At 66.6% G+C, this 12,633-nt stretch carries 10 protein-coding genes; 9 read left to right on the top strand and 1 reads right to left on the bottom strand.

All coding sequences use genetic code 11. The annotated features are described in order from the left end of the window. Window positions 1–31: 31 nt before the first annotated feature. The 5 genes from LXX_RS07215 (at window position 32) to leuA (ending at window position 8,088) form a co-directional block, all read left to right on the top strand. Window positions 32–781: an ABC transporter ATP-binding protein gene (locus tag LXX_RS07215; RefSeq protein ID WP_041767576.1), complete on the top strand. Its 750-nt coding sequence runs from the start codon at window positions 32–34 to the stop codon at window positions 779–781. Continuing rightward, entirely contained in the window at window positions 778–2,217 is a 1,440-nt protein-coding gene (locus LXX_RS07210) for an ABC transporter permease (RefSeq protein WP_041767575.1), read from the top strand. Before LXX_RS07215 ends, LXX_RS07210 begins: the two co-directional genes overlap by 4 nt. Before the next feature lie 103 nt (window positions 2,218–2,320). Further along, a complete protein-coding gene (locus LXX_RS07205; RefSeq protein ID WP_223227612.1) occupies window positions 2,321–3,634 on the top strand; it encodes an alpha/beta hydrolase in 1,314 nt (437 codons plus the stop codon). Next, complete coding sequence (locus LXX_RS07200; protein ID WP_081423118.1) at window positions 3,631–6,177, top strand: bifunctional lysylphosphatidylglycerol flippase/synthetase MprF; 2,547 nt, start codon at window positions 3,631–3,633, stop codon at window positions 6,175–6,177. Before LXX_RS07205 ends, LXX_RS07200 begins: the two co-directional genes overlap by 4 nt. 138 nt (window positions 6,178–6,315) lie before the next feature. Further along, window positions 6,316–8,088 (top strand): 2-isopropylmalate synthase, encoded by a 1,773-nt coding sequence (leuA, locus tag LXX_RS07195; protein WP_041767574.1) that lies wholly within the window; start codon window positions 6,316–6,318, stop codon window positions 8,086–8,088. A 96-nt stretch (window positions 8,089–8,184) separates the two neighbouring features. On the opposite strand, the gene LXX_RS07190 is transcribed toward leuA, so the two are convergent. Next, window positions 8,185–8,943, bottom strand: coding sequence for a trimeric intracellular cation channel family protein (locus LXX_RS07190; RefSeq protein ID WP_011186253.1), 759 nt, complete (start codon window positions 8,941–8,943; stop codon window positions 8,185–8,187). A 32-nt stretch (window positions 8,944–8,975) separates the two neighbouring features. Between LXX_RS07190 and recO the strand changes: the two genes are divergently transcribed. The 4 genes from recO (at window position 8,976) to LXX_RS14335 (ending at window position 11,966) form a co-directional block, all read left to right on the top strand. Next, on the top strand, window positions 8,976–9,725 hold the full coding sequence (gene recO / locus LXX_RS07185; RefSeq protein ID WP_011186252.1) for a DNA repair protein RecO: 750 nt from the start codon (window positions 8,976–8,978) through the stop codon (window positions 9,723–9,725). Continuing rightward, window positions 9,722–10,528 (top strand): isoprenyl transferase, encoded by an 807-nt coding sequence (locus LXX_RS07180; RefSeq protein WP_011186251.1) that lies wholly within the window; start codon window positions 9,722–9,724, stop codon window positions 10,526–10,528. The genes recO and LXX_RS07180 overlap by 4 nt, the downstream gene beginning before the upstream one ends. Window positions 10,529–10,888: 360 nt before the next feature. Continuing rightward, complete coding sequence (locus tag LXX_RS07175) at window positions 10,889–11,281, top strand: VOC family protein (protein ID WP_011186250.1); 393 nt, start codon at window positions 10,889–10,891, stop codon at window positions 11,279–11,281. A 247-nt stretch (window positions 11,282–11,528) separates the two neighbouring features. Continuing rightward, the gene (locus LXX_RS14335) at window positions 11,529–11,966 is read left to right on the top strand and encodes a hypothetical protein (protein ID WP_141692836.1); all 438 of its coding nucleotides are present in this window, start codon (window positions 11,529–11,531) and stop codon (window positions 11,964–11,966) included. The last annotated feature ends 667 nt before the right edge of the window (window positions 11,967–12,633 follow it).

The following is a 12,633-nucleotide window of genomic DNA, read 5'->3' as shown; positions in this document are numbered from 1 at the left end:
CTGAACCGCCCCGCTTCCTAGGGTTGCATACATGAATACATTCACCTCTGTGGCCCGTGTCGAGTCCGCCACCAAGACCTACGGCACCGGTGCCGGCCGCGTGAACGCCCTCGACGGGGTGACGCTCGGCATCCCGGCTGGCCAGTTCACCGCCGTCATGGGCCCGAGCGGTTCCGGCAAGTCCACGCTCATGCACGTCATGGCGGGGCTGGACAGCGTGACGAGCGGCCGGGTGTTCCTCGGCGACACCGAGATCACCGGGCTCGGGGACACCGAGCTGACGGTGCTGCGCCGCCGCCGGGTCGGCTTCGTCTTCCAGTCCTTCAACCTCGTTCCGACCCTGGATGTGCGGGCCAATATCCTGCTCCCATTCGAGATCGACGGCCGCAAGCCGACGATCGTGCAGCGGGAGTGGATCGATGGGCTCATCGAAACGCTCGGACTCACCGACCGCCTCACCCACCGGCCGCACGAGATCTCCGGCGGACAGCAGCAGCGCGTCGCGATCGTGCGCGCCCTGGCGACCCGCCCCGACCTGGTCTTCGCTGACGAGCCGACCGGCAACCTCGACTCCCGCACCGGACGCGAGGTGCTCGGCGTGCTCCGGGAGGCGGTCCGGACCTATGGCCAGAGCATCGCGATGGTGACGCACGACCCCGTCGCCGCGAGCTATGCAGACCATCTCGTGTTCCTCGCCGACGGCCGCATTGTCGCGGAGCGCGAGCCGTCCAGCGCCGAGGACATCTCGGCCTTCATGCTCGGGATGGAGGCGTTCGCGTGATCCGCGCCTTCCGGGCCAATGCCCGTGACCACCGCGCCAGCATCCTCGTCGCCGCCCTCAGCAGCGCGTTCGGTGCGACGCTGCTCGCGTGTGTCAATGTACTGAGCGCCTACATCGCGGGTTCCCCGTTCGGCGGCGGGGCCTCTGCGCAGATCGCTCTCGCCATCGTGGCGGCGATTTTCTTCGCGATCGCCGTGTACGTCGGCGCGATCGTGACCACCAACACCTTCGCAACGATCATCGCCGGACGCACGCGCACGATCGCCCTGCTGCGCCTCATCGGCTCCAGCGCCGGGGCTCAGCGCCGCTCCGTCGCCAGCGAGGGTCTGAGCGTCGGGACCATCGGCGCGCTGACCGGAGGAGTGGCGGCTACCGCACTGGCTCTCCTCGGCGTCCGGCTCTGCACGCTCACGGGAGTCCTCCCGGAGGGGTCCTATCCGGTGCTTACGCCGTCACTGCTCGCACCGGTGGCGGTAGTGGCACTGACAACCTGGCTCGCTTCCTGGATCGGCAGCCGGCGTGTGCTGACCGTCAGCCCGGTCCAGGCTCTCGGAGCGGCCCAGGAGCGACCGCCCGCCGCCGTCCGGAACCGGGGACGCCTGGCCGTCGCGCTCCTCCTCATCGTGGCCGGGGCACTGCTGCTCGCCGTCGGGCTTCTCCTCGGGCTGGGCGTCTTCGCGGGCTCCGGTTGGGGGGTTCTTGCGGAACTCGGCGCGTACGGCGTGCTGGTCGCGCTGCCCGGCGGGCTCCTTTCGTTCACCGGTGTTATCCTGGCTGCGCCGTTCTTCCTGCCCGCCGTGCTGCGCGGAGTCGGGATGCTGCTCGGCCGCGGCGCTGCCGAACGCCTCGCCGCAGCGAACGCCGTGCGAAACCCGGAGCGCAGCTCACGCACGGCGATCGGGCTGGTCATCGGCATCACGCTCGTGACGATGTTCGTGGTCGCGGCGGAGTCCTGGCTCCAGATGATCCGGGACGCTGCGGCCAAGAACCCGGGCCTGTACGACGGGGTTGAGAGCGTGCTCACCGTCACGATGCTGGTGTTCAGCGCGCTCATCGGGTTCTCTGCGATCATCGCCGCGGTCGGCGTCGTCAACAGTCTGTCGCTCAGCGTCCTGCACCGGCAGCGCGAGCTCGGCCTGCTCCGGGCGCTCGGCCTGAGCGCGCGTCAGGTGCGCCGGATGATCCTCGCGGAGAGCGTTCAACTCTCTGTCGCGGCCGTTCTGACCGGGCTTCTGCTGGGGACCCTCTACGGCTGGATCGGCGCGCAGTCACTGCTTGGGACGATCCCCGGCGGCGGTCTGTTCCTGCCATCCCTCCCGTGGCTCTTCCTCTCGCTCATGGCGTTCGCGACGGCGCTGCTGGCGGTCGGGGCATCCGTCGCCCCCACCCGCCGTGCCACCCGCATCGCTCCGGTCGCGGCGCTCGCGACCGAGTGACGGGCCTCCCAATTTGCTGAATGCCCCTCATGCCTCACCACGCCACAGGCTGTGTGCCGCATACTGATCGTCGCCCACGAGAGAGGAAGCCGCCCTGGACGGGATGATGACGCTGAGGATCGACAAGCCGCCGTTTCTCATCGCGGTGGATGTCATCGCTCTCCTGCTCGCGCTGTACCTACTCATTCGCCCCAGCGAGCGACGGCTCTTCGTGGGCGTCGCCGCGGCGGCGGGCGGCGGGATCGTCGGCGCGCTCCTGGTGTGGCTGACAGACGATGTGCTCGATCTCTTCGGCGTCGGGCTCACTCCGGTGACGACCATGTGGACGGCCCTGGGGTTCGCCGGGGTCGGGCTGGCGATCGCGAATCTGTTCCGTTCGCGGTGGTGGCGGAAACTGATCGCGGTGGTGAGCGTCCCGGTTTTCCTCGCCGCCGCCGCCGCGGGCGTCAATGTTGATTTCGGGGCGTACCGCAACCTGAACGATGCGCTCGGCGTCGTGCCCTACGGGCCGTTGAATCTCCACGCTGAATACGGCGAGATCGTCGCCGGTACCGACTGGGCTGGCACGACGCAGCAGACCGAAGCGCCGGCGAAGGGCGAAGTCGGCACGGTCCGCATTCCGGCCACCGTTTCGCATTTTCCCGCACGCCAGGCTGTCGTCTACCTGCCCCCGGTCGCGCTGGGCCCGAACCCACCAGCGCTTCCCGTTCTCTACGCGCTCTCCGGCCAGCCAGGGGCGCCCGCCGATATGTTCACCGCCGGGCGGATCGCAAGCTTCATGGACGCCTACGCCGCAGAGCACAACGGGTACGCGCCGATCGTGGTCGCCCCTGACCAGCTCGGCGGCCCCGGCCGCAACCCGATGTGCATCGACTCCCACGAGTTCGGCAATTCGGCCACCTACATCCTGACCGATGTGAGGAATTGGATCGCCTCGCATCTGCGCGTCAGCAGTGATCCCGCGGCTTGGGGCATATTCGGATACTCGGAGGGAGCGACCTGCGCTGTACAGTTCGCCAGCGGGCATCCGCAGCTCTTCGGTTCGGCGCTCGCTTCCTCCAGCGAACTCGGCCCTACGCTCGGCGTCGAGGCGCTGACCATCGCTCGGGGCTTCGGCGGGTCCCGTTCTGCTTACGAGAAGGCCCAGCCCGCGGCGATGATGGAGACGCACGCGCCCTATGAGAATTCGACGATGGTGCTCGGCGCGGGGCAGGACGACGCCAAGTACACGGCGTTCGCCAAGACGCTGCATGAGGACGCACTGCGTGCTGGCATTCACGCCGAGCTGCTCATTTCGCCAGGGACCGCCCACGACTGGAACACGGTGAGGCACACCCTCGCCAAGGGATTCCCGCAGATCGCGGGGCAGCTGGGGCTCACGGGAATCGGGACGGCGAGAACAGGGGAAACGGGATGAGCGATACGGAGCGCACGGCGACACCCGCTCCGCACCCAGCCAAACCGAAACAGGCTGGCCGCGTCGGCTTCTGGCTGTCGAGAGCCGCACGCCTCGTCGGCGCTCACCCGTTCACGACCGGTGTCACCCTTCTCATCCTCCTTCTTGCGCTTGTGACGAACCCGCTGCACGGCCCGCACCGGCCGCTGCGCCTCTGGCTCGGCACCGGTGCGGACCAGCTTGCGGCCGGGCACTGGTGGTCGCCGATCACCGCCGTGCTGTTCACGAACGACCTGTCCGAGCTGGTGGTCGCCCTGGCACTCACTGTCCTGATCGTCAGAGCGTCCGAGCGTTTGATGGGCACCTGGCGCACAGCCGTCGCCTTCTTCGCGACCGCCGTCTCCGGCGTCCTGGCCGGCACCGGTGTGCAGCTGATCGGCTCGCAGACCGGCGAGATGTGGGCGCGGAACGTCCATCACCTCGTGGTGCTGGACGTGTTCACCGCCCTCGGCGGCACGATCATGGCCGCGAGCGCGTTCGCCGGCACACTCTGGCGCCGTCGAATCCGTGTGATCACTCTGCTGATCGCGATCATGTACCTCCTGTACTCGGGCTTGCCGTCCGACCTCTACCGACTCCTCGCGGTGCTCAGCGGCCTCGCCCTCGGTGTGCTGATGTACCCGAAAGCGCGCACCGTCGGCTGGGCACGCTCCTCGCACCACGAGGTCCGGGTGCTGTTCGCCTCCGCGCTGACCATCTCAGCGCTCGGGCCGGTGATCGGCCTGCTCACGGCGTCCCGCTACGGGCTGCTCTCGCCGATCGGCCTCCTGTTCACCTCCGATGTGCCCACCACCGGGAGCGTTCTGCAGCACTGCCAGGCCTTCGCCGTGACAAGGGAATGCGTGCGAGACCTCACCCTGGCGCGCATCAACGGCCTCGGCCCGGTGCTGCTCTCTGTGCTCCCGCTGCTCCTGCTTCTCGTCGCGGCCGTCGGTCTGCTGCGCGGGCGCCGGTTCGCGGTATGGCTCGCCGTGGCCGTGAACGCGCTTCTCGCTGTGCTCTCGGCCCTTTACTTCGGCATCCTGCCGCTCGCCAACGCCCGACCGACCGTGACGCCGCGGTATTGGGAGGTCACCGCCATCCTGGCGCTCTCCTCCCTCGTGCCGGCCGTGATGGCCCTCCTCCTGATCCTGTTTCGCCGTCATTTCACCGTGATGCCGTCGGCGCGAGCGGTGCGCCGCTATGCGCTCACGGTCGTCATCGCCGGGGCCGGGCTTGTGGCGTTCTACGTGGTGACTGGCTGGCTGCAAAAAGACACCGGCTTCACCCGCCCGATCGACCTGGGCGACCTCTTCGAGGATGTGCTGGAGCGCTTCGTCCCAGTCTCGTTCCTCCGTCGTGAGCCCGTTCTGTATCTGCCCACCACCCCGTTCGCGACGGCTGTCTACCACAACATCGGGACCGTGTTCTGGCTCGTGGCAATCATCGCCGCCATTCCGCTGATGCTCGGCGCGGGCACAGGGCTGCGCCGCGTCACCGGTCACTCGCGGGTGCGTGTACTGCTCGAGCGGGGTGGAGGCGACGCGATCTCGTTCATGGCGACCTGGCACGGCAACAGCTACTGGTTCGACCCGGTCGATGGCCGGGCGATCGCCTATCGTGTCGTCGGCCGTGTGGCGCTGACCACCGGCGGACCTTTCGGGGCGTCCCCGCCCCACGACGCGGCGATCGAGCGGTTCGCGCGCTTCTGCGACGACAGCGGCTGGATACCGGTCTTCTACAGCGTGGAGGCGCATTACCAGGCGCTCTTCAACCGTCTCGGCTGGTTCACGATGACCGTCGCCGAGGAGACCGTCATCCGTCCGCAGCGATGGGAGACCACCGGTAAGAAATGGCAGGATGTGCGCACCTCCATCAATCGCGCCCAGCGGGCCGGTATCCGGGCGGAGTGGACGACCTTCGGCGCGCTGCCGCTCACGGCCACCGTGCAGCTCTCTGACATTTCCGAGCAGTGGGTGGCCGAGAAGGATCTGCCCGAGATGGGGTTCACGCTGGGCGGACTCGACGAACTGCGCGACCCCGCGGTCCGCCTCATGCTGGCCGTGGACGAGAACGGGCGCATCGAGGGCGTCACCTCCTGGCTCCCGTCCTACGAGGCGGGCCGGGTGATCGGCTGGACGCTGGACTTCATGCGCCGCCGTCCGGGCAGCATCAACGGTGTCATGGAGTTCCTCATCGCGGAGGCTGCCACACAGATGAAGGCCGACGGCGTGGAGTTCATGAGTCTTTCGGCGGCGCCGCTTGCGCACACAGCCGGCGCGGCGTCCGAGGGGCAGAGCGTCATGGACCTCGTTCTGAGCTACCTCAGCACCTCGCTGGAACCCGTGTACGGCTTCCGGTCCCTGCTCAAGTTCAAACAGAAGTTCCAGCCCGAGCTGCACCCGCTGATCATGGCGTATCCCGACCCGGTTGCCCTGCCCGCGATCGGCGTCGCCCTGGTCCGCGCCTACCTGCCCGGCTTGTCCGTCCGGCAGGCGGCCGCGCTTGCGATGGGGCGGAGCTGACGCGCATGCGTGTTACTCTGGGTCTCGTGTACGGCCTGATTCTCCTTAGCTGCCGCGACGAATCCTAAGTTCCGGGCCTCCTTCGTCGCGGAGTTCGTCGTTGGCTCTCCCGACCAGACCGCGAAGAGATATCGGACCATGAAGAACACCCAGGCTCCCAGTGCCATGCCCATCCACAAATACCGGCCTTTCCACGAGCAGATCGCCGTCGACCTGCCGGACCGCACCTGGCCTGCGAAGCGCATCGCTGTCGCCCCGCGCTGGTGCGCCGTCGACCTGCGCGACGGGAACCAGGCTCTCATCGACCCGATGAGCCCCGAGCGCAAACGCATCATGTTCGATCTGCTGGTGCGGATGGGCTACAAGGAGATCGAGGTCGGGTTCCCCTCGGCCAGTCAGACCGACTTCGACTTCGTCCGCAGCCTCATCGAAGAGAACGCGATCCCCGACGACGTCACCATCCAGGTCCTGACCCAGGCCCGCGAGCACCTCATCAAGCGTACGTATGACTCGCTCGTCGGCGCCAAGCGGGCCATCGTTCACCTCTACAACTCCACGAGCGTTCTGCAGCGGGAGGTGGTGTTCCGCTCCGACCGCCAGGGCATCGTGGACATCGCCCTCGCAGGCGCGCGACTGTGCCGCCAGTTCGAGGCGCTGGCGCCCGGCACCGAGATCTACTACGAGTACTCGCCGGAGAGCTACACTGGCACCGAGCTGGAGTTCGCCGCCGACATCTGCAACCAGGCGCTCGAGGTGTTCGAGCCGACGCCCGAGCGCAAAGTCATCATCAACCTGCCGGCCACCGTCGAGATGGCCACGCCGAACGTCTATGCTGACTCTATCGAGTGGATGTCGCGCCACCTGAACCACCGCGAGAACGTCATCCTCTCGCTGCACCCGCACAACGATCGCGGCACCGCCGTGGCGGCGGCCGAGCTCGGCTACCTGGCCGGAGCGGACCGCATCGAGGGCTGCCTGTTCGGCAATGGCGAGCGCACCGGCAACGTCGATCTGGTCACGCTGGGCGTCAACCTGTTCACCCAGGGCATCGACCCGCAGATCGACTTCAGCGACATCGACCACATCAAGCGCACCGTTGAGCACTGCAACCAGCTGCCGGTCGGGGAGCGCAGCCCCTGGGGCGGCGACCTGGTGTTCACCGCGTTCAGCGGCTCGCACCAGGACGCCATCAAGAAGGGCTTCGAGGCGATGGCCGCCCGGGCGCAGCGTGAGAGCGTGGACGTGGACGACTTGGTCTGGGCGGTTCCCTACCTGCCGATCGACCCCAAGGACCTCGGCCGGAGCTACGAAGCTGTCATCCGGGTCAACTCGCAGTCGGGCAAGGGTGGCGTGGCGTATCTGCTGAAGAGCGATCACGCCCTCGACCTGCCCCGCAAACTGCAGATCGAGTTCTCGGGCGTGGTGCAGGCGAAGACCGACGCGGAGGGAGGCGAGGTGACCAGCAACGAGATCTGGGCGATCTTCCAGGATGAGTACCTGCCCGCACCCGAAACCGAATCCGACGCCAAGTGGGGCCGTTTCGAACTCGGCAGCACGTCAACCGCGAACGAGAACGGAGACCACGTCACCCTCACCGTGACGCTCCGCGACGGCGAAACGGTGTCGAAGGCCACCGGCGAAGGCAACGGACCGATCGCGGCGTTCTTCGACATCCTGAACGCCCGCGGTATCAACGTGCATCTCTACGATTACTCGCAGCACACACTCTCCGCGAGCGAGTCAGCGACCGCCGCCGCCTACGTCGAGGTGAATGTGGACGGCCGCCGTCTCTGGGGCGTCGGCATCGACGCGGACACGACCACCGCCTCCTTCAAGGCCGTTATTTCGGCCGTGAACCGCTCTGTCCGCGCCTCCGCCTCCTCCGTCCCGGCCGAGCTCGCCGGAGTCTGAACCCCCGGGGAGCCCCGCCCCGCAGCTCCGTAAGAAAGGTGAGGAGCTTCCCCGCAGAGCCACGGGGGTGCGATCGGCTGTGTGGGCGGGGCGAGGTCAGTCTGCGGGGTAGTGGGGCTTTTCGATGCGGTAGCGGGGGATGGCGCCGGTGTCGGTCCGGTCGAGGGTGCGCTGGGCGCTCGGGCGGCGGCCGAACGCCATCCACCGCGGCGGCTGGATGCGGCCGAGTTCGCGCTGTTCGGGCAGACTCCAGCCGAATCTCACAGCCAGCAGCCGGATGACGAGGGTCACGACGACGCACACGAGCGCGGCGATGCTCGGCGGCACCGCCAGGTCGACCAACACGACGAGCACCACCGTGCCGGCGCCCGCCGCGACCGCGTAGAGCGATCCGACATGCATGAGAGCGATCGGGAGGTTCAGCAGCACATCGCGCAGGATGCTGCCGCCGACCGCCGAGACCACACCGACGAACACAGCCGGCACCTCCGGCAGCCCGAGCGAGAGCGCCTTCGTCGCGCCGATTGCGCCGAAAAGGCCGATGGTGAGCGCGTCGAGGAAGGTGATGATCGGATCGAGGCGGCGGAAGAGCCGAACCAGCAGCATCCCGGCGAGCGCCGAAACGACGGTGGCGATCAAATACCAGTTCGACTGGAGGGCCACCGGGTTCACATTCAGCAGCAGATCGCGGAGCAGACCGCCGCCGATTCCGGTCGCAACGCCGATTATGGCCACGCCGAGCAGGTCAATGCGGCGGTCGCGGAAGCCGGAGGCGAACATCGCGCCCTGCAGGCTGCCGACGCCGACGGCCACCAAATCGCCCCAGAGCGGGATCGAGAGGGCGGCGGTTGTCACCTGTCACTTCTATCACGCGGGATACTGGATGCGTGCCTGTCTACCGTGATGAAGCCGTTGTGCTCCGTACCCACAAGCTGGGGGAAGCCGACCGGATCGTCACTATGCTCAGCAGACAGCACGGCAAGATCCGTGCCGTGGCGAAGGGCGTGCGGCGCACGGCGTCCCGCTTCGGCTCGCGGCTGGAACCGTTCATGGTGGCCGATGTGCAGCTCTACGAGGGCCGGTCCCTGGACGTCGTGACCCAGGCCGAGACCATCGGGGCGTACGGCGCTGCGATCGCCGAGGACTATGCGAGCTACACGGCGGCGAACGCGATGGTGGAGGCCGCCGATCGGCTGACGGATGCGGAGGCGTCCCTGCAGCAGTATCTCCTGCTCGTCGGCGCGTTGCGCTCTCTGTCCCGGGGCGAGCACGGCCCTGGCCTCACGCTCGACTCGTACCTGCTGCGCGTGCTGTCGCTTGCGGGCTGGGCGCCGAGTTTCCAGGACTGCTCGCGCTGTGGGCGTCCCGGCCCGCACCGACAAGTCGTGGTGCAGCTCGGCGGTGTCGTCTGCCCGGACTGCGCACCTCAGGGCGCGTCGCGGGTGGACGCTGCCACCATCGCCCTCCTCGGCGCGCTACTGACCGGCGGTTGGGAAACGGCAGAGGCAGCCGGCGAGAGTACACGCTCGCAGGCGAGCGGCCTCGTCGCGGCGTACGCGCAGTGGCACCTCGAGCGCGGGCTGCGCTCCCTCCAGCACCTCCAGACCGATCGGCACCACCGGAAGGCGAGCGGATGACTCCCCGGCCCTACACGCACAAGGACGCGGTCGAGTACCGCCCGCTCGATTGGACCGGCGTCCACCCGCCGGCCTTCCCCCGGACGGCGATCCCCGAGCACGTCGCGATCGTGATGGACGGCAATGGCCGCTGGGCGAACCGTCAGGGCCTCACCCGCATCGAGGGGCACCGCGCCGGGGAGGCATCGTTGCTGGACGTGGTGGCCGGCGCCATTCAGGTCGGCGTCAAGCACCTCAGCGTCTACGCGTTCTCGACCGAGAATTGGAAGCGCTCGCCCGACGAGGTCCGCTTCCTCATGGGTTTCAACCGCGAGGTGCTGCACCGCCGCCGCGACCAGCTGAACGAGTGGGGTGTGCGCGTCCGCTGGGCCGGGCGCAAGCCCCGGCTGTGGTCGTCCGTGATCAAAGAGCTGCAGTACGCCGAGCAGCTCACGGCGGGCAACGATGTCCTGACGCTGACCATGTGCGTCAACTACGGGGGCCGGACCGAGATCGCGGATGCGGTGCGCTCCATCGCCGAGGAGGTCGCTGCGGGCAGGCTGAAGCCCTCCGCCGTGGGGGAGAAGACCATCCAGCGCCACCTCTACCTCCCCGACACGCCCGACGTCGACCTCTTCGTGCGCAGTTCGGGGGAGCAGCGGACGAGTAACTTCCTGCTCTGGCAGAGCGCGTACGCTGAGATGGTGTTCCTCGACAGACTCTGGCCGGACTTCTCCCGCACCGATCTGTGGGAGGCGATCGAGCTGTTCGCGAGGCGCAACCGGCGCTTCGGCGGCGCGGTCGACACACCGATGACGGAATAGCCGCACCACTGCTGGATGTTGCATCGTCCGTGAGCGAACCGCTCAAAATTCAGATCTGGTCCGACATCGCCTGCCCGTGGTGTTGGTCAGACAGGTCTGATTCATGTTGATCAACTTGATAATGGCTCGTACTACGGCCTCGCGCCCACCTCTCCAGCGTCTTGAGCGGTTTTGGTCATTCCCCTCTTTGATGATTAACCTGGGCAGAGACGATGTTGACTGATGATCATCTGGCAGTGGCACACAACTCCGAGCGAGAGCTGTTCCCGGCGTCCTCTCGAGGGCGAATGTTGCGTCGATCTCATCCCAAGCCTCGCCGCCGTCTCTTTAAAATTTTGCGGGGTTGAGAGACTGTAGGGTGTGGCGGGATTTCCTCATGTCGAGGTATGGATCGCGGAGCTCGCGGAGGCGCAGGCTGAATGGGGCTGGCTGCTTCGCGAGCTTGGCTTCGAGCGCGAGGCCGAGTGGCCCGAAGGTGAGTCCTGGGCCGCTGCTGGCGCGTATCTGACGCTCACGACCTCACCGAATCTGTCCAGAACGACGCATGATCGGAGGGCGCCAGGTGTGAACCATCTCGCGTTCCGGGCGGGGGCGCCTGACCGCGTCAACGACATCATGGCTCGGGCGGTGCAGCACGGCTGGCAACCGTTGTATCAGGACCGGTATCCGCATGCGGGAGGCCCGAATCATTACGCGGGCTGGTTGGAGAACTCAGCCGGGTTCAAGGCAGAGGTCGTTGCGGACGATTCGTGAGGACGAGGCAGCTCACGTGGTGCCCTTCGGCCAGCGCGTGATCCCGCGGAGCGGCTATCGGTAGGGGCTTGTCGAGTGACCTGCAGGACGGTATCCAATTTTATGTTGGAACTAGCTGGGCCGCGGGCCGCGATTTGTCGTGCATGTATGCGGCAGCATCCGCCTCTCGTCGTCCTCGATGAACCGACCGTGTCTCTTGATCCACTTGCCGAGGAGAAGGTGTACGCCGACTTTGCGAAGGCTATCCGTGATCGCGCTCAAGACGATGGCACTATCACCATTGTCGTCAGTCACCGGTTCTCTACCGCTCGAACCGCAGACGGGTTTGTCACGCGCGAAGATGTCGGCTAATGAAGCCTGTCGAGAAGGGTTCCTCGAAGATTTCGACTCCGTGAGCGAAGGTGCTTTTAGTGAAGATGGACGCGACGAGCTGGTCCGGCTCAACCCAAATGTGAAGATAGGGTACGAATGCTTCGTGCGGCTGGTAGGGGCCCGAAGCGAGGTTGCTCCAATCGATTCTCTCGATCTGGCTGTAGATCCGGTTGGTCACTCCGTTGCCCTCTTGGGCTGCTATCGAACTCTTTCCTCTGGGGACAACGTTGAGCCGCAAACTCAATCGTCGCTGTTCCTCCCTATATCCGGAGATCTCACCCGGCCAGAAAGCCCCCCAAAGGTGCGGAGATGAGTGGTAGGCCTTACCCACCTCTGTCAGCGAACCTCGCATGCTGTTGGTGACTTTCAGATAGTCGTACGAGGCGAGGTCTGCGACGAGACCCAAAGTTTCCTGACGACGTCCGTGATGAGCTACCGCCATGAAGGAAGTCTTGTCCGAATAGCTCTGCTAGCCACGATGCCACCAGGAGCTGCGGGAGCTGCGCGACATTGACATTCATCTGTTCGGCGAGTGCTGTCATCAATTGGTATCTCTGCCCGTTGATTGCGAACCGGTGCTCGATCGGCTCTGGTGAAGGGTGCGACTCGAGGTAAGCCGGCCGCTCGTAATCCTCACTCCACAGACGCTGGTAGTGATTCGCGGCAACCTTGTACTCTTCGGAAGTCGACAGGGCCTTTTGGCGGGGAATCGACGGGCTAATGGGGGACCGATCACGACCCTGCATGTGCCCGAGAAGTGCTCTTTCGAATACGTCGAGGCTGTAACCGTCCGCCGCTACATGATCGAAGACGATGAGAGCCACCCACCCGCCTTGGCGCGTGATGAAGGCATCTGCCCAGGCCAAGGGGCCCTCTTCCAGATCGGCGGCGAAAAAGATCGAGTCGCCAACGAACGCCCGGATCTCCTCCCAGGACAGAACTCGGTCGTGCATTCGTGTCGCGAAGCGCGGCTCGGGTCC

The organism is Leifsonia xyli subsp. xyli str. CTCB07 (assembly GCF_000007665.1).
In the GTDB taxonomy this organism is placed as follows: Bacteria; Actinomycetota; Actinomycetes; order Actinomycetales; family Microbacteriaceae; genus Leifsonia; species Leifsonia xyli_C.
The sequence above is the reverse complement of the archived record's forward strand: the minus strand, read 5'-3'. Positions and strand labels throughout refer to the sequence as shown.